Source organism: Paenibacillus humicola (genome assembly GCF_028826105.1).
GTDB lineage: Bacteria > Bacillota > Bacilli > Paenibacillales > Paenibacillaceae > Paenibacillus_Z > Paenibacillus_Z humicola.
Genome location: NZ_JAQGPL010000001.1, coordinates 1,208,612 through 1,233,595, shown reverse-complemented (window position 1 = coordinate 1,233,595; position 24,984 = coordinate 1,208,612). Strand labels below are relative to the sequence as shown.

24 protein-coding genes are annotated in these 24,984 nt (G+C 46.1%); 2 read left to right on the top strand and 22 right to left on the bottom strand.

What is annotated here, in order from left to right; translation table 11 throughout:
- Positions 1-54: 54 nt before the first annotated feature.
- From PD282_RS05875 to PD282_RS05790, 18 genes are all read right to left on the bottom strand, one after another.
- Positions 55-543: a hypothetical protein gene (locus PD282_RS05875; protein WP_274649409.1), complete on the bottom strand. Its 489-nt coding sequence runs from the start codon at positions 541-543 to the stop codon at positions 55-57.
- A 77-nt stretch (positions 544-620) separates the two neighbouring features.
- Positions 621-1,559 carry an LCP family glycopolymer transferase gene (locus PD282_RS05870; RefSeq protein ID WP_274649408.1) on the bottom strand — a complete coding sequence of 313 codons (939 nt, stop codon included), beginning with the start codon at positions 1,557-1,559 and terminating at the stop codon, positions 621-623.
- 37 nt (positions 1,560-1,596) lie between these two features.
- Entirely contained in the window at positions 1,597-1,758 is a 162-nt protein-coding gene (locus PD282_RS05865) for a hypothetical protein (protein ID WP_274649407.1), read from the bottom strand.
- Positions 1,759-1,922: 164 nt separating this feature from the next.
- Positions 1,923-2,369, bottom strand: a complete 447-nt coding sequence (locus PD282_RS05860; RefSeq protein ID WP_274649406.1) for a lasso peptide biosynthesis B2 protein — start codon at positions 2,367-2,369, stop codon at positions 1,923-1,925.
- A gap of 136 nt (positions 2,370-2,505) precedes the next feature.
- Positions 2,506-2,634: a paeninodin family lasso peptide gene (locus PD282_RS05855; RefSeq protein ID WP_274649405.1), complete on the bottom strand. Its 129-nt coding sequence runs from the start codon at positions 2,632-2,634 to the stop codon at positions 2,506-2,508.
- A 60-nt stretch (positions 2,635-2,694) separates the two neighbouring features.
- Positions 2,695-4,662, bottom strand: coding sequence for an asparagine synthetase B family protein (locus tag PD282_RS05850; RefSeq protein ID WP_274649404.1), 1,968 nt, complete (start codon positions 4,660-4,662; stop codon positions 2,695-2,697).
- 121 nt (positions 4,663-4,783) lie between these two features.
- Positions 4,784-5,995 (bottom strand): nucleotidyltransferase domain-containing protein, encoded by a 1,212-nt coding sequence (locus PD282_RS05845; RefSeq protein ID WP_274649403.1) that lies wholly within the window; start codon positions 5,993-5,995, stop codon positions 4,784-4,786.
- A gap of 100 nt (positions 5,996-6,095) precedes the next feature.
- Positions 6,096-7,421 (bottom strand): UDP-glucose dehydrogenase family protein, encoded by a 1,326-nt coding sequence (locus PD282_RS05840; protein WP_274649402.1) that lies wholly within the window; start codon positions 7,419-7,421, stop codon positions 6,096-6,098.
- A gap of 36 nt (positions 7,422-7,457) precedes the next feature.
- Complete coding sequence (locus PD282_RS05835) at positions 7,458-7,970, bottom strand: acyltransferase (protein ID WP_274649401.1); 513 nt, start codon at positions 7,968-7,970, stop codon at positions 7,458-7,460.
- A gap of 1 nt (position 7,971) precedes the next feature.
- The gene (gene pssE / locus PD282_RS05830; protein ID WP_274649400.1) at positions 7,972-8,484 is read right to left on the bottom strand and encodes a PssE/Cps14G family polysaccharide biosynthesis glycosyltransferase; all 513 of its coding nucleotides are present in this window, start codon (positions 8,482-8,484) and stop codon (positions 7,972-7,974) included.
- The gene (gene pssD, locus PD282_RS05825) at positions 8,481-8,957 is read right to left on the bottom strand and encodes a PssD/Cps14F family polysaccharide biosynthesis glycosyltransferase (protein ID WP_274649399.1); all 477 of its coding nucleotides are present in this window, start codon (positions 8,955-8,957) and stop codon (positions 8,481-8,483) included. The genes pssE and pssD overlap by 4 nt, the downstream gene beginning before the upstream one ends.
- Before the next feature lie 18 nt (positions 8,958-8,975).
- On the bottom strand, positions 8,976-10,055 hold the full coding sequence (locus PD282_RS05820; RefSeq protein ID WP_274649398.1) for a glycosyltransferase family 4 protein: 1,080 nt from the start codon (positions 10,053-10,055) through the stop codon (positions 8,976-8,978).
- Complete coding sequence (locus PD282_RS05815; RefSeq protein WP_274649397.1) at positions 10,015-11,388, bottom strand: O-antigen ligase family protein; 1,374 nt, start codon at positions 11,386-11,388, stop codon at positions 10,015-10,017. Before PD282_RS05815 ends, PD282_RS05820 begins: the two co-directional genes overlap by 41 nt.
- Positions 11,389-11,423: 35 nt before the next feature.
- Complete coding sequence (locus PD282_RS05810) at positions 11,424-12,704, bottom strand: oligosaccharide flippase family protein (RefSeq protein WP_274649396.1); 1,281 nt, start codon at positions 12,702-12,704, stop codon at positions 11,424-11,426.
- Positions 12,705-12,774: 70 nt separating this feature from the next.
- A complete protein-coding gene (locus tag PD282_RS05805) occupies positions 12,775-13,467 on the bottom strand; it encodes a sugar transferase (RefSeq protein ID WP_274649395.1) in 693 nt (230 codons plus the stop codon).
- An 11-nt stretch (positions 13,468-13,478) separates the two neighbouring features.
- Positions 13,479-14,381: a UTP--glucose-1-phosphate uridylyltransferase GalU gene (gene galU, locus PD282_RS05800; RefSeq protein WP_274649394.1), complete on the bottom strand. Its 903-nt coding sequence runs from the start codon at positions 14,379-14,381 to the stop codon at positions 13,479-13,481.
- Between the two features lie 330 nt (positions 14,382-14,711).
- The gene (locus PD282_RS05795; RefSeq protein WP_274649393.1) at positions 14,712-15,386 is read right to left on the bottom strand and encodes a CpsD/CapB family tyrosine-protein kinase; all 675 of its coding nucleotides are present in this window, start codon (positions 15,384-15,386) and stop codon (positions 14,712-14,714) included.
- Positions 15,367-16,107 carry a YveK family protein gene (locus tag PD282_RS05790; protein WP_274649392.1) on the bottom strand — a complete coding sequence of 247 codons (741 nt, stop codon included), beginning with the start codon at positions 16,105-16,107 and terminating at the stop codon, positions 15,367-15,369. The genes PD282_RS05795 and PD282_RS05790 overlap by 20 nt, the downstream gene beginning before the upstream one ends.
- A gap of 282 nt (positions 16,108-16,389) precedes the next feature.
- On the opposite strand from PD282_RS05790, the gene PD282_RS05785 reads away from it, so the two are divergent.
- The gene (locus PD282_RS05785; RefSeq protein ID WP_274649391.1) at positions 16,390-16,758 is read left to right on the top strand and encodes a helix-turn-helix domain-containing protein; all 369 of its coding nucleotides are present in this window, start codon (positions 16,390-16,392) and stop codon (positions 16,756-16,758) included.
- Positions 16,759-17,075: 317 nt separating this feature from the next.
- Here PD282_RS05785 and PD282_RS05780 read toward each other — a convergent pair whose 3' ends face one another.
- Both PD282_RS05780 and gltB read right to left on the bottom strand, forming a co-directional pair.
- The gene (locus tag PD282_RS05780; RefSeq protein ID WP_274649390.1) at positions 17,076-17,228 is read right to left on the bottom strand and encodes a hypothetical protein; all 153 of its coding nucleotides are present in this window, start codon (positions 17,226-17,228) and stop codon (positions 17,076-17,078) included.
- A gap of 456 nt (positions 17,229-17,684) precedes the next feature.
- On the bottom strand, positions 17,685-22,289 hold the full coding sequence (gene gltB, locus PD282_RS05775; protein WP_274649389.1) for a glutamate synthase large subunit: 4,605 nt from the start codon (positions 22,287-22,289) through the stop codon (positions 17,685-17,687).
- 330 nt (positions 22,290-22,619) lie between these two features.
- Between gltB and PD282_RS05770 the strand changes: the two genes are divergently transcribed.
- Positions 22,620-23,945 (top strand): SGNH/GDSL hydrolase family protein, encoded by a 1,326-nt coding sequence (locus PD282_RS05770; RefSeq protein WP_274649388.1) that lies wholly within the window; start codon positions 22,620-22,622, stop codon positions 23,943-23,945.
- 73 nt (positions 23,946-24,018) lie between these two features.
- Here the strand turns inward: PD282_RS05770 and PD282_RS05765 are convergent, their stop codons facing one another.
- Both PD282_RS05765 and kapB read right to left on the bottom strand, forming a co-directional pair.
- Entirely contained in the window at positions 24,019-24,555 is a 537-nt protein-coding gene (locus PD282_RS05765; RefSeq protein WP_274649387.1) for an orotate phosphoribosyltransferase, read from the bottom strand.
- Between the two features lie 34 nt (positions 24,556-24,589).
- Positions 24,590-24,979 carry a kinase-associated lipoprotein KapB gene (gene kapB / locus PD282_RS05760; RefSeq protein WP_274649386.1) on the bottom strand — a complete coding sequence of 130 codons (390 nt, stop codon included), beginning with the start codon at positions 24,977-24,979 and terminating at the stop codon, positions 24,590-24,592.
- Positions 24,980-24,984: the final 5 nt, after the last annotated feature.

Here is a 24,984-nt window from a genome sequence, read left to right as displayed (position 1 = left end):
CTCCGTTATGGCTTACGCATTTCCTCATACCACCATTGCAGCAAGTTAGACAGCTTAGCCAGTCCCCTCATACGACCACAGCAGCTTCCATGCGCCGTCGTCTTTGGCCAGATAACAGGGCTGAACCAGCTCGAAATCGCCATAAGGGGTATGAAAATGCTGCGTCACTACGATTTCGTACACGTCATTGATTTCGGGCTCATCGCTGCTTATCCGCCATGCGGACAGATGCTTCGGTCTGCCCGCTTTGAAATCGAACGTCTTGACGCCAAAATCCTGCATCATGATGTGTGCCCGTTTCTGAATGTAGGACGCCTTTTCGAATTTCTGCTGCATTAGCGGGTGGAACAGCTCCCACGCGCTGCCGAAATCGCCGGACTGCTCATCCCGATAAAACTGCTCCACGGTGTGCATCGCCCCGGAGCCTCCGCCCGCCGCCGCAAGCGTCATGCCGCCTCGCCAAACCAGCCAGACGGCGATAAGCAGTGCAAGCGCAGCCGTCCACAACCGGAGCGGCCGCCTGCCCCGCCTTCTATGCGGCATGAAAAAGCCCCCTTCTCCTAAAGCTATTCCAACTTTATGAGCGGGGGGCTTATTTTAGACCGCCTGTCTGACAAACCTTACTGCATCTGATTTTTGAGCAGATTATGAATCCGGCTCCGCTCGGCGTCGCTTACGATGTAATACCAGATGCCGCCGATCGTCTGCCCTTTCCCTTGAATTTCCACTGTGTCGATGCTGCCGATTGCCGGACGGTAGTCGGTAAGGAATTGCTTCATCTCGTCGAAGGTGATGTTTGTCTTCACACTGTCCCCGACCTCGCTCAGCATCGAATCGATCTTGGTCACGTTCGTCAGGTTCATCGCGTGCTTCATCACTTCTTCTAAAATGTCGCGCTGCCTCGCATTCCGGCCCAAGTCGCCTCGCGGATCGTCGTAGCGCATCCGCGAATAGAGCAGCGCCTCATCACCGTTCAAGGTCAAATGCCCCTTTGCAAACGTGTGCTGCTCATAATTGAACGCAAAGGGGTTATCCACCTCGACGCCGCCGATCAGATCGATAAGGCGGGCGAAGCCTTCCATATTCACTTTGATGTAATAATCGACCGGATAATCAAGAAACCGCTCGATGGTCTGAATCGACATGTTGACGCCGCCGAACGCGTACGCATGATTGATTTTGTCCACCGTGCCGTGTCCGACGATGTCCGTCCGCGTATCGCGCGGAATATTAAACATGAGAATCGATTTTTTCGCCGGATTCACGGCCATCAGGATGATCGTATCGGAGCGGCCGGTATCGTGCGGGCGCTGATCGACGCCAAGCGCAAGCACCGTAAACGGCTTCAGCCGGTCAGGCGTCTTCGCTTCGGTGTCCACCCGTTTCTGCACATCCGGATCCTTGCTGACATACACCGGTTTGGCGGGCGCCTCGTATATCTTGGCTGCCGTATGCTTGGCAGAGTTATAAAGGTAATACAAATAGCCGCAGGCTGCCAATATCAAGACCCCGGCAGCGATCCCGGACCAGGCGAGTACCCTTTTGACACGACGGTTCATAGCCGCCCTTCTTTCATTAATGAATTCACCCTGGCGTTCACGATTCCGCCTGCTTCCCGCTCCTGTCCGCCGGCCGCTCCGCCCCCGCCGCTTCATGATCAGCCGCTTCATCCGGCTTCAGCTTCCCGGCGTCGATTCCAAGCGAAGCCATAATGGCCCGAATGTCCAGCTCCTGCTTGCGCTGTTCCCCGCTGCTCATCGATTCACCCCATTTCCTAACGCATTCACGACGGCGGTGCAGCTGTTCCAACAAGTCCTTTATAGTCTCTTATATGCTTCCGCCAGGCATTATAATTCCAGCCATGCAGAAGCGCGGTTGTTCATCTCCCCCGATTGTTTTCGTTAATCAAATGATCGGATTGGTCAACCCGCTGCATTGCCGAATTTCCCAACGACCGTAAATTTCCTCATTTCCTCAAAGCCGGTCAAATAAATATTCCCGCTGCGCAGCCAGGCGTGGGCGATCATTTTGCCGTCCGCATCCCTGGCCGTCCCCAAATAAAGCGTACTCTCAATGCCGCGGCGATCCAGCATTTTCATCGCGGCAATCGCCATGACCAGGCATTGGCTTTCCCACCAGGTATGCCGGCTCATGGTTCGGACGGCACGGGAGATCCGTTTGATCGTATCTTCCGCAGGCGTATTGCGAGCGAATGAAGTTTCCTGCATCGGACGGCCAAGCCCCGGCGCCACTTTGGCAAATGGCAGCGCTTTTAGCACTCGGGCCCAGCCCAAATAAAAAAAAGCCTCGGTATATAACCGCAGCTCTCGTGGATGCAAAGCAAACGCTTTTTTAATTAGTCTGAACAAGGGTCATTACCCTCTCCGCTTGAAAATGGATCTTTATCTATGTCAAACGCCAGTTGGAAGCCTCTCACTCCAAATGGTCGTCTAAAGGTTGGAAAAAGCCCCTTACACACTTGCGCGTATAAGGGTGGGTCGAATTTTAGCTGTGATGAACGACTTCGTCTACATCGTTTTGTACCGCGTCGGGAATCATCGTTCCCGGGCCTGCCATCGTCAGGTTGACGTCGAGTACTTCCATTTGTGGCGCTTCCCAAACTTTTTTGGACATCTGTTTTCACCTCCTTGCAGAATAACCGAGTTATATAGACAAGGCACAAGGCCTCGACTATCAGGAGTAAGAGCCGGATCGAAGCGGTGCCGGAACCGGCGGCAGCGAACGCAGTTTATGTAGAAAACGGTGAACGGCCAATCCCCGCATTAACAACTGGAGATCCGGTACAAGAGCAAGCCCGGGCCGGGGATGGCGATCCACTTTATGAAATGAAGCTTTAATTTGCGGAATATTCAGATATTCATTCGCGGCATCGTTTTTGCACAGCGCATCGATATCTTCGGCGATCCGCTTCAAATCCTTCAGCAGCCCGTACACCCAAGCCTCGCCATGAATACCGCAAACACGCGGGTTTAACCGGACCGTATCCGGCAAATCACCTTTCATCGCTCTCCGAAGCAAAGCCCCGTTCATGCCATGCTGCACAAATTGCTCCAGTGGAAGAGCAAGACAAAACCGGATCAACCTTACATCCAGGAACGGATCCCTTTCCATTACGCCGTAACGGAGAGAAAGTTTCGTGCGTCTCGTCCCCTGCATGCTGGAAAAAGTCATGCTCTCCAACAGCCGGGCTCGTCCTTCCAACGTGAAGGCTGTACCACCGCCGATGTCGGCATCAAAATGGCGAAGCAGTTCCCTTACATGCATGCTCCGGGCAAAATCCGGATGAATCAAGATCGGTTCCCCGGCGTATGCAGCGTTTCCGGTTCTCCGCGAAAAAGCAGACCTGCCAATCATGGAGAGCAGTCGTGTACGCCCGAGCTTCGTGCTGCGGCTGTATGGACCCAGCTCCCGATAAAGCCTCATCCATCGAAACCTTTTCAACAAATACGCATAATAGTCGACCGGCGATCCCCAGGAAACCGACTGTTTGCCTCCGAAGCCGGTAAGCAGTATACCGATATCCCATTCGGCTGCCTGCTTATGAATATCTTTTGTCCAAAAGGAGTTATCCACGAATTTATAGGGCATTTCCAATATATCGAGCCACTCGTCCATGTCGGACAACGGACTATTTTCCGGGAAATATAGATTGTGATCGGAGGTACCGCCAATGTGCCGGACCATTTGCTTGATCAAAGACCGCTCATCGTTAACCGGGTCACTAACTGTCCTATGGGCAGCATCGCCCGGCGGGACATAGCTGAACGTGTGCAGCGGTTTATGCTCTTTTTGTAATTCCTTTGCCGAGAGACCGGCGACGGAGCCCGAATGAAGCCCGCCACTTAACGCGGCACCGACTGCCTTATGCGTTCGCAGCCTCGATCGGACCGCCTGCGCAAATACCTCCCGAAACGCCTCCTCATAGGATTCGTTCGTCTTGAACTGGGGGATCTGCGCCGGCCGGAGCTTTTCGTATTGCAGCGTACTCCAGAAGCCGTTCATTAAAGTGAAAGAATAAGCAGGAGGCAGCTGCCCAATTCCGTTATAAGCGGTACTGAAGGGATCCGCCGACTCGTATTCGGCCGGAAGCGCCAGAAATTCGGCCAGCCAAGTCTCATTGATCGAAACATGCCGATCATTCAGAGTGAGGAGCGGTTCAATCGTGGTCGCAAACGAGAATCGGCTGCCGTTCTGATGATAATACAGCGTCCGGTTTCCGATAGGATCGCGCGCGCCAAACAGCAGCCTTCTTTTCCTGTCCCAGACCACGAACGCGTAATCACCGATTAAATATTGCGGAGCGTCTATCAACCACTTGCGATAAGCCAGCAAAATAAGCTCGCTGTCCGGCATATTACGGCGTTGGCGTTCGACCTGCAGCCGTTCAAACAGCTCCTCCCGGTTATCAATGACCGCATCCGCCGTAATGACCAGCCCCAGCTCTTTATCCTCGTAAGGCAGCTTCTCACCGAGAGACTCCGGCGTCACCCGCTTCACACCACATCCCAAAAAGACCGAATCCCCCCGCCAGCCGCTGAGCTCATCCGTTTGATACATCTGCAAAGCATGCATCAGCCTGCCGCAATCCTCATGGGATACAGGATCGGAATCATAATTGTGAATGCCTGCTATGACGCTCATGTTGGCCTCCGGGGAATGTTCTACTAAGAAGAATTTTCGATACATTATGTTTAATATTATATCATATGTTACATATTGTATCAATTTGTTTAGATTAATTTTATTGTTTCAAATTAAACTATTAACCAACACTTGCTCTTTTTTGTCGGTCCTTTTTTGCACTTATACTTGAACGCGATTTTGATAGCCGCCAGAACCATAATAAAGGACGAAGCGGAAAGTAAAGGAAATGTAACGGTTTCGGAAGTGTGAGGATTTGAACATCTCTTATGTTTGGATACAATAGGTTTAATAAGAACATCCATCTTTTTGAAGAGGGAAGTAATAAAAACGAATAATATTTAAAAAAAGGGACCAATTTTTTTGGAAGATCTGTGAATACGATCATATCTTTTATAAAAATTAATGCCTTTTTAGCTAAGTTTAGTGATAATTTATTCTTGGTTAAACCTTCCAGGTCATTAGGAATAGCCGTTTTAAATAATTGTGAAGCTAATATTATGGCTTGCCCTACAACTGTTAGACAATTATATTTTTTCAATAACGGCAAGCCAATACTCCAATCTATTCCGTTTCGAATCATAAAATCAATGTCAACTAACCAACGTAATCTAAACCATCCGTGTCTTGCTCCATGCAGAATTAAAAATAAAAATAAGTCCTCGTTTCCTAATAAATAAATTGAAGAAGATATTGATAAAGGACTTAATCTCTTCCGTTCCCATAATTCCTTAAATTCTGGTTCGTTTCTGTCACCTGGGTTAAGTTTCCAGTGAAGTTCTATTTCAATGCATTTCTCAGAATTAATATAAGAAATATGATTACCTTTTTGTTTAAAAGATGTATTATTCACTTCTGTTTTGTAGCCAAGCTCTTGAAGTAATAATCCTGCCATTTCTATTTTTTCAGTAGGGACGAGGATATCCAGATCTTTTGATGTTCTAAACGACACATCACCGTACAGTGCTTTTGCTAAAACTGGACCTTTCAATACTATTAAACAAATATTATTATTTTTAAATGATTCACAGATCCTCTCCATTTCTGCACTTAAGTGAAGCATTTGTAATGTATTTTTTCGGAAATCCGAATAAATTGATTTTGCAATTTCAATCGGAATTATTTTTTTATCAATTTTGTTAATATTTTTTGCAACCAATGGAAAGACCCTATGATGTCTAGTTAATTGCAGAAACTTTCCCCAATCAATGTTATTAATGTCTTTTCTCACATGTGAAAATGATTCTGAATCATTGTCTAATCCAATAAGAGCAAGTAGCAGTTTCAATTCATTAGGGAAAGAACCCATATCAAGCGATATTTCGCTACTCATCAATAAGCTCCTTTGAAATTCATCTCAATAATCTTATTGAGATATATTGCATATTAAATTAGTCACTGCTACCGGAATTTATATAAAATATTCTATTTTATTACAAAACTTCTTCAGATTTAATATTTTGAAACACAGGTCTACCAACTGGGTAATAAGCAAGTCCGGTTTTACGGATTTGATCAAAACTGAAGACATTTCTACCATCAATCAGTATTGGTCGAGCTAATGCTTTTTCGACTTGAATAAGATCTACTTCTACAAATTCATTCCATTCTGTCAGCAAACATAATGCCTCGCTCTCATGTGCAACTTCCATTGCTGTTTCGCACCAAGTAATCGCAGGATGATTAAATATTTGTCGGAAACATTCCATAGCAATCGGGTCATAAACCTTCACATGCGACCCTAACTCTATAAGCTTTTCGATAATTTCTAATGCTGGAGCCTCACGAACATCGTCCGTTTCAGGTTTAAATGAAAGCCCCCAAATTCCTATTGTCTTTCCGTATACATTATCCAATGCTTGAAACAGTTTATCGAGCACTCCTAATCGCTGATTTCGATTCACTTCAACTACTGCTTTTAGTAGTTTAAAATCGTATTCAACGTTACCAGCAATTTGTATGAGCGCTTTTGTATCTTTAGGAAAACATGAACCACCATAACCAATTCCTGCACGAAGGAAAGATGTGCCAATACGTCGGTCTAATCCCATGCCTTTTGCTACTTCAATCACATCTGCTCCAACTTTTTCGCAAATATTCGCAACTTCATTAATAAATGAGATTTTTGTAGCGAGGAATGCATTTGAAGCATATTTTATCATTTCTGCGCTTCTCCTATCGGTTATAATAATTTCATTACATAAAGCACTGTGTAGTTCGATTAATAATTTCTTAGCAGCCAAACTATCTGTTCCAATGATAATACGATCAGGGTTGAATGAATCCTTTATGGCCGTTCCTTCGCGTAGAAATTCTGGAAGTGAAGCAACATCAAATTTCCCCTTATAATAAGTGGACACGATTTTTTGTACCCGCTCATTCGTGCCGACTGGAACTGTACTTTTCACACAAATCACTTTATAGCCATTCATTGCCTTACTGATTTCCATAGCCGCAGTTTCGATGTACTGTAAGTCCGCTTCACCGTTGGAAAGTGACGGTGTACCAACAGCAATAATTATGATTTCTGATTCAGAAACCGCTTTTTTAATATCTGTCGTAAACTTCAGCTTATTATTCTTAGTGTTCTTAATTATTAATTGTTGTAAGCCTGGTTCATAAATGGGTACCTCTCCATTACACAACTTTTCAATCTTACCGGTATCTTTATCAACACAATATACGTTATTTCCTAGTTCTGAGTAACAAACACCGGATACTAAGCCAACGTATCCGGATCCAATGACTGAAATATTCAATTCATTCAACTCCTAAAATAAAAAGTCGGTAACAGCTTATTCATCAAAGGCAAATCCAACTTTAAGATCCTTGCAAATTCTTTCAATCTGATCTTTCGTCTTGTTTTTCCAATAAGTATCATATACAGGTGATGAGTCCATTAATACTTTATTTTTATTTATATAATCACTTGTTTTTCCAATGATTTTTGCTGGAGTCCCTGCAACTACACAATCATCAGGAATGTTTTTTGATACAACACTTCCAGCTGCAACTATTACATCATTACCTATTTGAACGTTTGGTAATATGATGCTTCCGTATCCTATAAATACTCTGTCACCAATAATTACTCTTCCAATTTTAGTTTTACCCAATACTAATTTTGTTGTTGCATCATGAGCTAATATCGTGCTGTTTGAAATGGTTACATCATCACCTATTCTTATAAGAAAACAATGGCTGTAATCAATTTTAGTATTATATATTTTTAAGTTTTTCCCTACTTCCAAGCCTCTTCTTTTTAATCTCCATAAAAAAAATTTTTTCACCAGCATTTTTAAACCCATTTTACTCACCAACCCTTGATAGGTTAACCTGCATTTTTATCTGATGAATATACCCCTCAATCGCACTTAATAGCAGAGACTGTTCAGATTCATACTCTTTATACTTTTTCGTTTTTGATAAATTAATCTTTTCAGCCAATTGAGTTATATCATCTACAATTTCTATAAATCCAAGTTCGTAAAACATTTGAGCAATCTCAATTTGGTGATCATCTACATGTTCTTCAAACTCTTTTCGTCTTGGTACAACAATTACTTTTTTTTTGTTTTTTAATCCTAGAATAATCGAACTTGTACCAGCATGGGTAATAATCATATTCGCTTCTTTAATTAACTGTTCCATTTCAGAGATCTCTATTAAGTCCCTCGTTTTAAAGTTTTTTGCAAAGTAATTTGAATAACCCGCTTGTGCAATAATTTCCTCCGTTATTTTTCCTTGATCAATTAATTTATCCAATTCTTCAAATAATCGATTTAATTGAAATTTTTGAGTACCTACTGTGACAAGAATCAATATATTTTCCCCCTATATTCTGCTTTAGGGTAAAATTTCAATAATTCTTCCCATTGTACGTAAAACTTATCTGAAATCCTATAAATTAATTGACCAGTCAGTGTTGGAGATTTTATCTTAGCAAAACTTTCAATAAACATAATTTTTTTTCTAAATAATTTACCCAAAAAACAAAATGGAATTACTGCTCCTGCCCCAGTAGAAATAATAATATCTGGTTGTTCTTTAACAAAAAAATATATTGATTTTATTACATTCAAAAATAAAATTAATACAATCAATATATTTTTTCTTTCTTGTTGAACTAGAAAATAAGTTTTACAACTATCCCTCAAATTTTCTACAGTTTTATTTTTTTCAGTAATTAAAATATATCTATATTGTTTAACGACCGGAATTATTTCCTTCATCTGAGCTAAATGACCACCCGTTGAGCAAATCAAACAGATCTTTAGATCTTTATTTTTTTTCACTTGTCGTCACCCATTTGTTCAAAATAATGAAATAAACTTTTCCTTAATTCTTTCGCGGTTATATTCTAAGGAAGTACTAAGTGCATTTGCTTTCATTTCTAAAATCTTTTCTGTCGAGAAATTTAAATATGTACAAATCATTTCCTTTAATTCATTTACATCACCTGGTGTAAACAACAAACCATTCTCATTATGCTTTATATAACTTCTCAACCCTCCAATATCACTTCCGATAACCGGTGTTGCACAAGCCATAGATTCTAAACCTACAAGTCCTAAACTTTCCCCTTTTCGTCGAGTAGGAAAAACTAACGCATAAATAATATTGTAAATAAGTCTCAATTTTTCATGAGGTAGTGTATCAAATAAAACAACCTCATTTTGTAAATTATATTTTTTAATTTGATTTTTAAGTTCTAAATAAAATTTACCATTACCTACAATTATTAATTTAACATCACTATACCCCCCATTTCCTTTAAGAGAACAAAATGATTTCAACAAATCATCCCATCCCTTTTCAAAATCTATACGTCCAACATATCCGAGGTATCTATTATTTTCATTTAATCCCAATTCACTTAAAGAACAACTTTGCGGTTTGAAAATTTCACTGTCAATACCGCCTGAAGGTGATATTTCAATTCTATTTTTCAAATCATACTTCTCAATAACCAAATTTCTAAAGTAATCCGATGGCACTATTACTAAAGTTGAAATTTGCAAAAGTCTTTTCACCAATATTTGCAATTTCTCTTGTATAGCCGTCTCTGGAACAACGTCGCTTCCATGAACGTTTATAACTATACGCATTTTTCTTTTTATTAATTTTGAAATCAGTACGGGCAATGCATTGTGTGAAGCATAGTGAATATAGGCATAATCATAATTATAAAAAATAAGTTTAATCGTCACTTTTAAATAATGAATTATATAATCAATTAATTTTGCAAATTTACCAGATGATTTATAAATTACTGTTTTATCAATAACGAAGCCTTTTTCCTGTAACATATCCAGCGTTTTTTTAACAAATATCCCGTATGATGGATATTTTTTATTTGGATACATATTTGAAATTAAAAGAATTTTTCTCAATATAATTCACCTTTTCGTTATCAGTCGCTATTAATGAACTACTAGCTGCTTTATTTTTTATTGAATCGTTGACATTTCTATTCGAGATCAGAAAGCAACAAGTTATTGCCAAGAAACTTCCGGATAAAGCAGAAAACATAACATGTCCGCCAAAAAAACTATAAATTGCGACTATGATATAACTAAAATAAGCAGAAAAATAATGAACCCCATGCTTGGATAATGATTTAAAAAATAGCGCAATAAAATACCCATAAAAAATAATTGAACCGATTATTCCATAACTAAAAAAGAAATCAAAAAAATCCATTTCAACAATTAAATATGGCCTTCCGAAAACTTTTCCTGTAGTATTCATGTGCTCATAATATCCTTGCCCAAAAAGTAACTTTAATGGCGTAATTTTTTCAGTAAATGCTGTAATCGCAGCTTTAAGAAAAACATCCCTTCCTGTTAGAAGAAATGTTCCAACATTATTATCCATTTGAACATCTGTTTTAAAGAAATAATTGAACCTCTCGACGGTTTGCATAACTTCGTTTTGAAAATAGGTTGTTAATAAATAAGTGACAGAAATAATAACAAGAACACTTATTGATATTATCTTTAAATTATTTGAAAAATTATTCTTTATTAAATTCCTAAATATATATACAAATAAAATAATTACCGAAAACACTATACTTGATTTTGATCCTATAAGTAAAAGGGTAATCAACAACAATAAAATTAATATGCCATAATACATGCTTTTTTTTTGATCATTTAGAATTGCTGATAACTTTTCAAATGCAAATACCAATAAAACTAGTAATACAATATTTAGATCATTATTTGCATTATAAAATGCCTTATAACCTGATCCATCTCCATAAACATTTGTCCCCGAATCAAGTAATTTAGGTATAATTATACTTAAAGGGAACAGTAAAAAATTAATTTTCATAACCTTCATAAGTTGTTTTCCAGATATTAATCCTTTTTTCTCCAATGCTCGGTAAGCTTCAATAATAACAACTACGAGAAGTGGCCGAAAACCTTCTTGTATATCTGTGAGCAGACCACTTAAAGAACCGTGATTAAAAAAATAACCCAATTCACATATGTTAAGATAAAGAATAAAAAAGAGAACAAAATAAACTCGCTTTTTTTCATGAAATTTTAAAATAAAACTAAACATAATAATAAAAATAAAAACTCGAAATATTTGTCCAATAGAAATATTACCACTGAACTTTTCTATATATATTCCATTTATGGAATCAACAAGTACAATTATTGAGAATAAAAATACAAATATCTTTGCGTAATTATTTTTTTCGGCTTTTACCATTCAGGTATTACCTCTTTTTTAAATAAATTAATTACTCAAACTGAATAGTTGTAACCAGTCTGTTTTCTAGTTCTGACCAATTGATAAATTAACGATGCCCATAATGAGCACATAAGCAGAAAATCAGTTGCAATACTAGAATATATAGCCCCATATAATGAAAACGCATTTATTAACCACAAATTTATTAATACATTGAATATAGCCGCAGCAACTTGAATACCGCTTCGAATTGCTTGATACCCTGCCCCTGTCAATGTATCTGCTGCAAAATAATGCATTGTTTTCAATAACGGCAATACAGCCAACCACTCAACAACTTCTACAGATTGCTTGTAATCCTGACCTAAAATATATGGAATAAATGGAGCCAGTGCATATAGAACAACCCAAGTAAACAATGAATAACTTACTGCAAAAGGGATAACTCTTTTGGCAAAATTGAAACTTCCTTTTATCCCAGAAGTACCGTATTGAAAAAATTTAGGGTAGGTTGCATTTAGCAGTGATCGAACTGGTGTAAACGAAAAATCTATTACCCGGTAAGCTGCAGAATATATACCAGATACAGATAATCCCGAGTATATTGTTAGCATCGCTTTATCCAAATCATTATAAATATTTTGCGATGAAAAGCTTATTGAAAAATAAAAACCCTCAATTAAATCTGAAAATAACAAATTTTTGTTAAAAATTGGTCTCCCCCATTTTATATATACAAGGAAAACAGCTATGCTTGAACAAATAATGATCGTTAAAAGATATAACCACCCCCACATATATAATGTTATAGCATCTTTAGAGAAATAAAGGATAACCGCAAATACGAGTCTTGAGATGCTAATTAGAAAAGATAAATGAGCAGTCCATTTTAATTCTTGAAGTGCCTGAAATGCTGAACTACAAACATCCAATATCCTCGCAAAAAATATATCCGCTAGCCCCACTAAAAGTACAAGTGATAATGGAACTGACTTTGGAAGAAAGCATTCTGCTAAAATTAAAGCCAATATTATTAAAACGACTGAAGAAATTATTGTTTTAATAATTGCTATACACCAGTATTTCTGAAATCGTGATTTATCCCTAGAAATATTTTTAATAAGAATGTTACTTGCACCCAGACCTGAAAAAGGAGCTAATATCGCAACCAGAGACACTGCACCCATAAATGCTCCAAAGTTTTCTGCTCCAAGTGAGCGAGCGACAATTACAAAATAAACTCCTTGCATTATTACTCGAGAAAAGTTACCATAAATCATCCAAAATGTATTTTTTGTCAATCTATTTAATTTTATCTTTTTGGTTACGAACATTCTGAACTCCTTTTATGGACTGGTCAGTTGTACTATCCATTTTCTATTAAAACTAAGGGAACCTACGCTGCTAATAAGCATTTTTAGATCCAAGTAACACTTTAAAAGTTTTAAAAATAATCTTCAGATCAAATAAAATATTTCGTAGCCGAATGTATTTCAAATCAAGTTCAACCATTTCATTGAAACTCAAATCATTCCGGCCACTAACTTGCCATAAACCAGTGCAACCTGGTTTAACCTTAAGTCTCAGTTTGTGATAACTCGTGTAATCAGCAACTTCTCGTGGAAGTGGAGGTCTGGGTCCTACAATAGTCATGTCGCCTAAAATTACGTTCCACAATTGTGGTAATTCATCAATGCTTGTCTTCCTTATGAACTTACCTACTTTAGTAATTCGCGGGTCATTTTTAATTTTAAACATTGCACCGCTAATTTCATTTCGACTCAATAATCCATCTAACATTCCTTCCGCATTAGAGACCATTGAACGAAATTTATACATTTTAAATGTTTTTTCATCTTTACCAACTCGAATTTGGCTAAAAAATACAGGACCATGTGGATCTTCAAGTTTAATTAATATCGCGACAACAAAAAATATGGGAGAAAAAAGCATGATTCCAATACAAGCGCCAACTATATCCATCGCTCTTTTTATCATAAGGTAAAATCTAAAACTTCTACTTTTATTAATATTTTGAAACGAGTAGAAAACCGCTGTTTCTAAAGAAGCTTCAAGATCGTTCCTCTGGGCCGTCATTTAAAACACTCCTAGCGATCGATAATAATTTTATTTATCATCTCACGTTCTAATATATCTTCTAGAGCCAACAATAATGGTGATCGAAGATCATTATTCTGAAGTGCAAAATCCAGCAAGGTAGTAATAAAGCCTAGCTTTTCTCCAACATCATAACGTTTACCGTCGAAGTTATATGCAAAAACCCCCTGTAGTTCGTTTAATTTCTGAATAGCATCAGTTAATTGAACTTCTCCTCCAGCACCTACCTCTTGTTGTTCCAAAAATTTAAAGATATCGGGAGTTAGTATGTATCTCCCCATAATAGCTAAATTTGATGGAGCAGTCCCTAACTTGGGCTTTTCAACGAATCGATTAACTTGAACCAATTTGCTGTTGTACTTATCTTCTTTAGGATCAACAATACCATACCGGTCTGTTTGTTCAATTGAGACTGTCTGGACTCCAATGACGGATCGTTCTGTTTGTTCATATTGCTTGATAAGCTGCCTTGTACATGGAACGTCTGCAACTACAATATCGTCTCCGAGAAGGACGGCAAAGGGCTCGTTTCCAATAAATTTTCTAGCACACCATACAGCATGGCCAAGCCCTTTAGGTTCTTTTTGTCTTATGTAGTGAATGTCTACACTGGAGGTCTTTTGAACCTCACTTAATAGTTCATGTTTTCCTTTTTCCAATAAACTATGTTCCAACTCAAACGCACTATCAAAATGATCTTCAATCGCCCGTTTCCCTTTACCCGTCACGATAATGATATCTTCGATTCCCGAGGCGATCGCTTCCTCAACGATGTACTGAATGGTCGGTTTGTCTACGATGGGGAGCATTTCCTTCGGCATCGCTTTTGTAGCGGGGAGAAATCTTGTCCCGAGTCCGGCAGCAGGTATGATTGCTTTTCTAACCTTCATCAACGCCTATCACCCTATCCTTTACGATCTCTATTTGGCAAATCGAATGAACTAAAAATACGAGCTTTGCCATCCAGTTCCCTAGAAAGCATAGCTCGTATTTCTAGATAGGGGCATCAAACCCGTCCTCACATCACACCCTCGACAATCATGTCTAAGGCCGCCTGACCCACAGCGTGACCGAGTGCCTACAATGATAGAGGTACAGTAGACATTACCTAATCGTCAGGAAGAACCGGCCGGCGCCGCCTTGTGGCAGCCGAACTAGCCTCCTCGTTTGACCTAAAACGAAAGTAAGGCAAACAGCGAACCTATCCTATAGATGGAAACGGGTTACCGGCTGAAAACCGTCTTTCTGGCATTGCTTTTCCCTTTGATGTCGTTAAACACCACACCAAGGATCCGGGAATTCACCCGTTCCAGATTCGCCTTGGTTTTGGTTACCAGTTCTTTATCCGTCATGCCGGCAGCAACAACCAGGATCACGCCGTCGCAAAGAGCACTGACGACCAAGCTATCTGTCACTCCCATGACCGGAGAGGTGTCCATTAGTATTAAATCGTAGTGCTCTTTTAAAGTATCCATCAGCATGCCCATTCGTTGATGACTGAGAAGCTCCGACGGGTTTGGCGGAATCGGGCCGGAAGTCAGCAGCGATAAATTCTCCACTTCCGTATCTTTAATCGTTTCCTGCCACTTGGACTGATTGGTCAGGATGGTCGTTAATCCCAATTGATTTTGTAACGAAAAGAGGTCATGCAGGACCGGTGTTCGCAAGTCGCTGTCAACCAGCAGCACCTTCTTGCCTTCATGCGCATAAGCCACGGCCAAATTGCTGATGGTCGTCGTTTTGCCTTCCCCTCTCTGCGCCGATGCAACCATGATCACCTGCATGGTCGTTTCAAACGAGGAAAATTGGATATTTGTTCGAAGGGTGCGGTAAGCTTCCGAGATCGGCGACTTGGGATGATGAAGGGTAATTAAATCGCTATTGATTGAGCGTCGCATATGTACTATCTCCTACTTGTCGATTTGGTGAAACGGGGGATTGACTGCGTGCACGTTTATCCTGCTTCTTCATCCTGGCGACGACCGCCAAGGTAGGCAATCCAAGCACTTCTTCAAGCTCAATTTCGGATTTGAACGTATTGTCCAAATAATCGAGCAGGAAGACGAGCCCGATGGCCAGCATTAAGGAGGCGATAAATCCAATCACGATGTTCAAGACCGGACTTTCGTTCAGCGGAGCTCCCTGCTCATCCAAGGCAGCCTCATTCAAAATCGTGACGTTGTTGACCTTCATGATGGAAGGAATTTGTTCTTTAAATATTTGGGCAATCGCATTGATAGATTTTGCCGCCCTCGTGTAAGAAGTGTCGACATACGATAAATCCATAACTTGTGAGTTATTAGCAGTTGAGACCGAAATTCGGGATGCACTTACGTTCAGATCGGGAAATTTCGCCGAGACTTTATTCAGGATAGCAGCCGAGGTGATGATTTCCTTATACGAATTGATCATCATGATGCTGGCCTGCACAACCTGCACGCTGGGTACATTATTGTCTCCTTGCGTCGCTTGATTGACGATCAGCTTGGCATTCGCCTGGTAAAGCGGAGTGGTCAGAAAGAAGCTTTTAACTGCCGTGGCGGCACATACGACGATAACAATTGCTGCAATCAGCCAAATCCGTTTGCGTACAATTTTCAAATACTGTTTTAATTCCACAATTCGTTCCTCCAATTACAAAAATATTACATTCAACAAAAAATAAATATGTTCGCATCCTGCAACAACGGCATGAATAAAAATCTATTGTTCGGAAAAAATGATGAATACCTTATTTTTGCTACATTATGTATTTCTCATATTTCTAACTTTACGATACATATTGTAACATGTCAATATGTATTCACATAAATTTTCATTAAATGCGACGTTTTGTTTCATTCCATGCAATTGCACACAATTCGTATTAATATGGAGATATCGTGACATAGGAGGAGTATTATGGACATTGGTGGCCGAATCTCGAAATTAAGGGAGGATCGGGGGTGGACTCAGGAACAGACGGCTGCATCGCTCGGCATCTCGCGCGCTGCCTTGTCGCATTATGAGAAAAACCGCAGGGAACCGGATACGGAGACACTGTCCAAGTTTGCGGATCTGTTTCATGTTTCCGTTGACTACCTGGTCGGGCGCACGAATGTTCCGCATGTTACGCTCGATGAACCGATCCGCCAATTTGTGGATCAGCTGGAGCTTTCCGATGAAGAGCTGCTGAAAAAATTTGATTTGACCATAGATGGCCATAAACTGACCGCCGAGGAGGCCAAGCGTTTTATTGCTTTCGTACGTGCGGAGCGAATGATGAAATGATGCATTTCGTATCCTTCGCAACAAAACCATAATGCGACATTTTGCCGCATTATGGTTTTATTGTTTTCGGTCCATTAAGCTCGCGAACAAAATGGAGCAAATCTGTCGTAAGCCTCGTCGGATCGATGCCCAGCTGCTCCAAAGCTTTGAATACGTCGAGCCGAATGGGAGTATGTACCGGAACCGCTTGTTTCGGGGAACGGTTTTCGAGCATTCAAAAATACACCTATTCAAATTTATAGATCTTGGCCAAGCTTGCTTGCTTCTCTATTCATCTATACAGCAGCTTCTCCTTAAATAGAACAGACGCCGATCGTTTACTTCTCTTGATGCACCTCTGAGTCAAACAAGTGATCGATGATCGGGTCCGACTGGGCTTGCCATTTCGCAATATCGATTCCCGTTTGTAAGGCAAGCGTTCGAATATCGATCGTCATTTGAAGGTCGGACTTTTCATCCTTTGGCGTCATGTATGACTCTCTCCTTTATCATTCTTATCTATGGGATATTCTCTCTCATCGGATAATACTTATTATACTCAGATTGTTTTACAATTGTTGTCGAAGAATGAGGGACATAAGTCATATTCTTTTTGTTATTTTGTCGAATTTATTAAAATTTAGCTCAAGAAATGGATTTCTGTTAAATTATATATGTGATTATCTAACATTTATCTTACAAAATTTATATGAAATGAAAACGTAAGCAAAATATTAGGATCAATGAAAAAGGGGCAGCGGCACTGTTCATAGCGGTGTAACCGAATTCTCTCATTTGAGCTGTAAGGAATGCGGGGGAAGCTCAACATCGATGACGACATTCCAAGATCAACGACCGTGGTAAAAGGCAGGGTGTATGGGAGAAAAGAGTTATCCATAAAAAAATAGCCCGGGCTTCCATTCAGGAAGCCCGGGCTATTTTCGTTCTTAGTTGCCGCCGACGCGGGCGAGCTCTTTCATGTTCGCTTCGAATGCGGCCAGGAGCGCCGCATCGCCGGTAAGACCGGTTTGCTCGATTTTCTCGATTTGTTCCATCATCCGCTTGTAGTCCTTCGGAATGACCTTCACGAATTTCGCGTTTGACCGGTCCCAGTCGGAGAGCAGGCGGTCGCCGACGCTGCTGCCCGTGTACTGAACGTGCCGCTGAACCATACCGTGCAGCTCGGCGAGCTCCTTCGCTTCCTCCACACGCTCGAGGAGCACCATCTCCAAATTGCAGTGCTTGTAGAAGTCGCCGGTCTCGTCATACACATACGCGATGCCGCCGGACATTCCTGCCGCAAAGTTGCGGCCTGTCAGGCCGAGAATGACGACGCGTCCGCCCGTCATATATTCACAGCCGTGATCACCGACGCCTTCAACGACAACGTTGACGCCGGAGTTCCGCACGGCGAAGCGCTCGCCCGCAATCCCGCGAATATAGGCTTCGCCGCTCGTCGCACCGTAGAATGCGGTGTTGCCGATAATAATATTTTCTTCGGCTTTAAACGTCGACTTCGGCGAAGGAGCGATAATAATTTTGCCTCCCGACAAGCCTTTGCCGACATAGTCGTTCGAGTCGCCTTCAAGCGAAAGCGTAATGCCCTTCGGCACGAACGCCCCGAAGCTTTGTCCGGCGGAGCCGATGAAGCGGAACGAGATCGTATCCTCCGGCAGCCCTTGCGCGCCATATTTGCGGGTGACCTCGCTGCCGACGATCGTGCCGACAACGCGGTTCGTATTGTTAATCGGCAGCGTCGCCCTGACCTGCTCGCCGCTCTCGATCGCCGGCTGTGCCAGCGGGAGCAGCTTCTGCATATCAAGCGACTGCTCGAGGCCGTGATTCTGATTCTTGACGCAGTAGCGAGCGGCATCCTGCGGCAGCTCCGGCAGGTGGAGCAGCGGCGTCAGGTCGATGCCTTTCAGCTTGTAATGATCGATCAGCGTTTTTGTCTTCAGGCGATCGACGCGTCCGACCATCTCGTTAATGGTCCGGAAGCCGAGCTGGGCCATGATTTCGCGAAACTCCTGAGCCACAAACCGCATATAGTTGACCATATGCGACGGGTCGCCCATAAATTTCTTGCGCAGCTCCGGATTTTGCGTCGCGACGCCGACCGGACACGTATCCAGGTGGCACACGCGCATCATGACGCAGCCGAGCACGATGAGCGGCGCGGTCGAGAAGCCGAATTCCTCGGCTCCGAGCAGCGCCGCAATCGCCAAGTCGCGGCCGTTCATAATTTTGCCGTCCGTCTCGACGACGACGCGGTCGCGCAGATTGTTGAGCATCAGCGTCTGGTGTGTCTCCGCAAGACCCAGCTCCCACGGCATGCCCGCGTGACGGATCGAAGCGAGCGGCGATGCGCCGGTTCCGCCGTCGTACCCGGAGACGAGGATGACGTCCGCACGGCCTTTCGCCACACCGGCCGCAATCGTGCCGACCCCAACCTCGGACACGAGCTTGACGTTAATACGTGCGCGGGGGTTGGCGTTCTTCAGATCGTGGATCAGCTCCGCCAAATCCTCGATCGAATAAATATCGTGGTGCGGCGGAGGCGAGATCAGTCCGACGCCCGGCGTCGAGCCGCGAACCTCGGCAACCCACGGGTACACCTTGCGTCCCGGAAGCTGCCCGCCTTCGCCCGGCTTGGCGCCCTGTGCCATTTTGATTTGAATTTCGTCGGCATTGACCAAGTAATTGCTCGTGACGCCAAAGCGTCCCGAAGCGACCTGCTTGATCGCGCTGCGGCGGGAATCGCCATTGGAGTCGGGGATGAAACGCGCCGGATCTTCCCCGCCCTCGCCCGTATTCGATTTGCCGCCGAGGCGGTTCATCGCGATCGCAAGCGATTCGTGCGCTTCCCTGGAAATGGAACCGTACGACATCGCGCCGGTTTTGAACCGTTTCACGATCGAATCGACGGACTCCACCTCTTCGATCGGCACCGGCACGGCACTGAAATTAAAATCGAGCAGCGAGCGAAGCGTCAGATGCTTCCGGTCCTCGCCCTGCACCAGCTCGGAAAATTTCTTGTACAGCTCATAATTGTTCGTGCGGGAAGCCATCTGCAGTGTATGGATCGTCTGCGGGTTGAACAGATGCTCCTCGCCGTCCTTGCGCCATTGGTAGTCCCCGCCGGAATCGAGCTCCTTCACGCGGCCTTCCTGCTCCGCAAAGGCGCGGTTATGATGCTTCAGCGTCTCTTCGGCGATAACGTCGAGGCCGATTCCGCCGATCCGGGTTTCCGTCCAGGTGAAATATTCGTCCACGACTTCTTTCTTCAGGCCCACCGCTTCGAAAATTTGCGCGCCGCGGTACGACTGAATCGTCGAGATGCCCATTTTGGACAAAATTTTCACAACGCCTTTGGTGGCGGCTTTGATGAAATTTTTGACCGCTTTCTCGTGCTTGAGCCCTCTGAGCAGCCCCTGCCGGATCATGTCGTCCAGCGTCTCGAACGCGAGATACGGGTTTACGGCGCTGACGCCATAGCCGAGCAGCAGTGCAAAATGATGCACCTCGCGCGGCTCGCCCGACTCGAGCAGAATGCTTACCTTCGTGCGCGTGCCTTCGCGGATCAAATGATGATGCAGCGCGGATACGGCCAGCAGCGCCGGAATGGCGGCGTTCTCGCCGTCGACGCCGCGGTCGGACAGAATCAATATGTTATGGCCGCGGGCGATGACCCGATCGGCCGCTTCGCACAATTGCTTCAGCGCCGCCCGCAGTCCCGCTTCGCCTTCGGAGGCGGTGAACAGGATCGGCAGCGTAATCGACTTGAAGCCCGGGCGGCGAACATGGCGCAGCTTCGCGAACTCCTCGTTCGAAAGCACTGGCGAGTCAAGCCGGATATGACGGCAGCTCTCCGGCTCCGGGTTCAGCAGGTTGCGCTCGGGACCGATCGTCGTTCCCGTCGCCGTGATGATTTCCTCGCGGATCGCATCGATCGGCGGGTTCGTCACCTGCGCGAACATCTGCTTAAAATAGTTGTACAGCCGCTGCGGACGGCCCGACAGCACCGCAAGCGGCGCATCGTAGCCCATCGAAGCGATCGGCTCGACGCCGCTGCCCGCCATCGGCTCGATTACTTTGCGCAAATCCTCGAACGTATAGCCGAACGCCTGCTGGCGCTGCTGGACCGTATCGTGATCCGGCTCCGGCAGTTCCGGCGCATCCGGCAGATCGTACAGATCGACCAAATGCTCGTCAAGCCACTCGCGGTACGGATGCTCCGACGCGACCTTGGCCTTCACTTCCTCGTCGGAAACGATCCGGCCTTCCTTCGTATCGACAAGCAGCATCCTTCCCGGGCGAAGACGGTCCTTGTACAGGATGTTCTCGGGATCGACGTGCACGGTGCCGGCTTCGGAGCCGAGAATGATCAGATCGTCCTTCGTCACGTAGTAGCGTGCCGGACGAAGCCCGTTCCGGTCGAGAATGGCGCCGATTTGGGTGCCGTCCGTGAACGCCATCGCTGCAGGTCCGTCCCATGGCTCCATCAGACAGCTGTGATATTCGTAGAACGCTTTTTTCTCTTCGCTCATGCTCTCGTGGTTGGACCACGGTTCCGGCACCATCATCATCGCTGCGTGAGGCAGCGAGCGGCCCGCCAGATACAGAAACTCGATCGTATTGTCGAACATCGCCGTGTCCGAGCCGTCAGGATTGATGATCGGCTTGATTTTCTCCATATCCTCGCCGAACAGCTCGCTTGCGAACAGCGTTTGGCGCGCATGCATCCAGTTGACGTTGCCGCGCAGCGTATTGATCTCGCCGTTGTGAATCATATATCGGTACGGATGCGCGCGTTCCCAGCTCGGGAACGTGTTCGTCGAAAAACGGGAGTGAACGAGCGCGATCGCCGTCTCCATCGACTCGTCGCTTAGATCGAGATAGAACGAACGCACCTGCTCCGTCGTCAGCATTCCTTTATATACAAGCTTCTTGCTCGAAAGGCTGGAGAAATAAAAGCTGTCCCCGCCCTCGGCGCCGGAGTAGCGAATGCCGTGCTCCGCCCGCTTGCGGATGACATACAGCTTCCGCTCGAAAGCCAGTTCGTCCGTCAGCCCGGCATTCCTGCCGATAAACACCTGCCGCACGAACGGCATCGCGGCTTTGGCGGTTTGGCCGAGCTTCTCGTCGTTCGTCGGAACCGTACGCCAGCCGAGCAGCGTCTGCCCTTCCTCGCGAATGATCGTTTCGAGCTCGCGCTCGTGCTTGCCGCGGACCGTCTCGTCCTGGGACAAGAACAGCATGCCGACCGCATACTCCCCGCTCTCCGACAGCGAAATGCCGAGACTCTTCAGCTCGCGGGCAAAAAAGGCGTGCGGAATTTGAATCATAATGCCCGCGCCGTCGCCCGAGTTCGGCTCGCTGCCTTGGCCGCCGCGATGTTCCATATTCTCGAGCACCGTCAGCGCCTGGCGGATGATCGTATGCGATTTTCTCCCCTTGATGTTTGCCACAAAGCCCATGCCGCAGGCGTCTTTCTCATACTGCGGATCGTACAGGCCTTGCTTCGGCGGCAATCCCAAACGATTCTCTTTCATTTCGTGCAACCTTTCCATGAGAAGATTTTTGAGTAAACGGGTTTCGGGTTCCGGTTCCGGCTTCATTTTCCAGCTGTCATGGCTTAAAATGATGAATGCATGCCGCTTCCCGTCCCGGAAAAAAAGAGCCGTCCGCACGTCGGCGCACGCCTCGGAGACGGCCAGCAACCGCATCAACAGCGGAGAATGCGCAATTTCTATATTATATTATTTTATCATCACCCCATAACGATATCAATTTAATATTTTTATGGTCGTGATAAGAGTTGTTTGTGTTCCAAGCCTTGGGGGTACTCGTATTATCACTATATCAAAAGGATGTGTTCCAAGTTGACTAGTAACTTTAGGAAGACGCGGATCGCCGCGGCGCTGCTGGCGGGATCGCTGGCTGCGGGAACGCTGCTCGCCGGCGCGGCCGCCGCCGAAGGAGCGTTGCCGCCCGTGCGGACGCCTTATGCGGCGGCGGCCAAATCGGAGCCGGACTTTGCCGGCACCCGCATCGTCGCAGTGGGCGATTCGGTCACCGTCGGCTACGAATACGGCGTCACGGACCGGTCGGCCATCTACGGCTACGTCGACCGGCTCTACGAGCAGGCGCTGTACCGCGGACGCGCGGAGCTGCAAAATTTCGGCGTGCTCGGGCTGACGACGGCGGGCCTGCAGCGCTGGCTGGAAGCGGCGGTGAAGGGGACGCCGATTACCGGGGAAGAGGCTCAGCCGGGCATCTCAGACTATCCGCAGGCAGCGGAAACGATCGCGCAGAGCGCCGGGCTCCGCCAAGCGCTGGAGCAGGCCGATCTCGTCGTCATGACGATCGGCGGCAACGACTTCCTGCCCTTATTTGATGAAATCAAAACGAAGCAGGTGACCGGAGACGAGCTCAAGACGGACATAACCAGCATGCTGGACAGCTATAAGACGGCGCTCGAAGCGTCGCTTCGGTCGATTCTCGCCATCAATCCGCAGGCGGAAATCGTTTTTTCGGACCAATATTTGCCGGTGCCAGATCCGTCGACAAACCGGCTGATCAAAGTCGTAACCGCAGACCAGTACGCAGCGCTGCTGGACGGCATGAATCGTCTGCGCGGGATTGTCGAAGCGGTCGGCCAACAATTTCAGGCGCAGGGAAGCAGCGTGCGGACGGTCGATATCAGCGAGCCTTTTCTCGGCCATGAACTGATGTATACGAGTATCGTTAGAGGCAGGGGAGACGTTCATCCGTCGGACGACGGCTACGAGAAGATCGCCGAAGCGTTCGCCGGCGGCATATGGGGGAGCTACCGCCAGCCTGCGACGCTTGCCGGCGATGCGCCGCTGCGGCTGATCGTTCGCGGCCAAGCGCCCGCGGGCTCCAAGCCGGCGCTGAAAGCGGGCACGACCTATTTGCCCATTCGCAGTCTGGCCGAAGCGCTCGGCGCGTCGCTTAGCTGGGACAACAAGACCAAAACGGCCGTGTTCAAAGCGAACGGGCAAAGCTCCGCCTTCGTCATCGGGTCCAAAACGATGAAAATCGACGGGCAAAACGAACCGCTGGAAACACCGGCTTACATCGACAAGGCGACCTCCTCCGCTTATTTGCCGCTGGCCGCGCTGTCCAGAGGGCTAGGCTTCCAGGTCGTCTACCGCCAAAAGATCAAGACCGTTTTCGTCAATTGAACGCCTCCGCCGCGGGCGGCAGGCAGCGGCGGAGACGGACCTATCCGCTAAGGACGGGTCCGTCTTGATGCGCTTACGGACTCGCGGCCGCTTCGAGAAGCTCCTCCATCGTATACAGGGCGTGCAGGCGCAGGCCGTGTTCGGCCAAGGCGCGCCGGCCTTCCGGGCTGCGTTCGATGACGCAGACGACATCCTCGACGATCGCGCCCGCTTCGCGCAGCGCGGCGGCCCGCCGGACCACCTGCGCGCCGGACGTGACGACGCTGACGACGACGACGGCTCGTTTGCCGCTTACATCCGTCCCTTCGACGATTTTACACGCGCCGACGGTTTCCGCCTGCTTGCGCACGAAAGCAGCCGGAAGATTCGTCTCCATCGCCAGGGCGGTCACGATCGGGATCCCGCTCAATTCGAGCCCGGCCAGCACGTCGGTGCCGACCGGAACCCTCGTCGACAGCTCCCACGTTACCGCCCCGAGCAGGCGGGGATCGGCAGCGAACGAGTACTTATCGTAATCGGCCTCCTGCGCTTGTGCCGAACGATTCGTAACCCCGGCCGTCAGGCGCGCCGCGCCGCAAAGGTCTTTCGCGAGCAGAATCCGGTCTCTCATTCCTTCATCCCCTCTCCAGCCTATCGCTTAGCCGTTAACGGTAATCTTGCTCCAGCTGCTCCAAATTCGCAATTCCGCGCTCCGCCCAGCGCTTCAGCCTGTCCAGCTCCGCTTTCTGCTTGGCCAGCGCCGCCCGGAGCGACTCCTGATATGCCGGCACTTCGCCTTCGTACGGCCGGATATCGGCAGCCGGCACGTAGGTTTTCTCCGTCAGCCCGAGCGCCCGCCGCTCGTGGAACATCGGCACGTCCGGGTCGTACGGACGATGCAGATCGCCCTGCACCGGATGCTTCAGCACCGCCAGCACCTTCAACAGCCCCCGGGAGCCGCTCCATTCCATCAATTCGCCGACGTACTCACCCGTTTTATAACCGAACGCCGCGAGCCCGCCCGGAGCGGGAACGCCATTCTCGCCGCTGCGCATCTTTT

What these genes read in the sequence shown, in the direction of transcription:
- PD282_RS05875 (WP_274649409.1), bottom strand. Translation starts at nt 543, where the DNA reads ATGCCGCATAGAAGGCGGGGCAGGCGGCCGCTCCGGTTGTGGACGGCT.
- PD282_RS05870 (WP_274649408.1), bottom strand. Translation starts at nt 1,559, where the DNA reads ATGAACCGTCGTGTCAAAAGGGTACTCGCCTGGTCCGGGATCGCTGCC.
- PD282_RS05865 (WP_274649407.1), bottom strand. Translation starts at nt 1,758, where the DNA reads ATGAGCAGCGGGGAACAGCGCAAGCAGGAGCTGGACATTCGGGCCATT.
- PD282_RS05855 (WP_274649405.1), bottom strand. Translation starts at nt 2,634, where the DNA reads ATGTCCAAAAAAGTTTGGGAAGCGCCACAAATGGAAGTACTCGACGTC.
- PD282_RS05850 (WP_274649404.1), bottom strand. Translation starts at nt 4,662, where the DNA reads ATGAGCGTCATAGCAGGCATTCACAATTATGATTCCGATCCTGTATCC.
- PD282_RS05845 (WP_274649403.1), bottom strand. Translation starts at nt 5,995, where the DNA reads ATGAGTAGCGAAATATCGCTTGATATGGGTTCTTTCCCTAATGAATTG.
- PD282_RS05835 (WP_274649401.1), bottom strand. Translation starts at nt 7,970, where the DNA reads ATGGGTTTAAAAATGCTGGTGAAAAAATTTTTTTTATGGAGATTAAAA.
- PD282_RS05815 (WP_274649397.1), bottom strand. Translation starts at nt 11,388, where the DNA reads ATGGTAAAAGCCGAAAAAAATAATTACGCAAAGATATTTGTATTTTTA.
- PD282_RS05810 (WP_274649396.1), bottom strand. Translation starts at nt 12,704, where the DNA reads ATGTTCGTAACCAAAAAGATAAAATTAAATAGATTGACAAAAAATACA.
- PD282_RS05805 (WP_274649395.1), bottom strand. Translation starts at nt 13,467, where the DNA reads ATGACGGCCCAGAGGAACGATCTTGAAGCTTCTTTAGAAACAGCGGTT.
- PD282_RS05795 (WP_274649393.1), bottom strand. Translation starts at nt 15,386, where the DNA reads ATGCGACGCTCAATCAATAGCGATTTAATTACCCTTCATCATCCCAAG.
- PD282_RS05785 (WP_274649391.1), top strand. Translation starts at nt 16,390, where the DNA reads ATGGACATTGGTGGCCGAATCTCGAAATTAAGGGAGGATCGGGGGTGG.
- PD282_RS05780 (WP_274649390.1), bottom strand. Translation starts at nt 17,228, where the DNA reads ATGACGCCAAAGGATGAAAAGTCCGACCTTCAAATGACGATCGATATT.
- gltB (WP_274649389.1), bottom strand. Translation starts at nt 22,289, where the DNA reads ATGAAAGAGAATCGTTTGGGATTGCCGCCGAAGCAAGGCCTGTACGAT.
- PD282_RS05765 (WP_274649387.1), bottom strand. Translation starts at nt 24,555, where the DNA reads ATGAGAGACCGGATTCTGCTCGCGAAAGACCTTTGCGGCGCGGCGCGC.
- kapB (WP_274649386.1), bottom strand. Translation starts at nt 24,979, where the DNA reads ATGCGCAGCGGCGAGAATGGCGTTCCCGCTCCGGGCGGGCTCGCGGCG.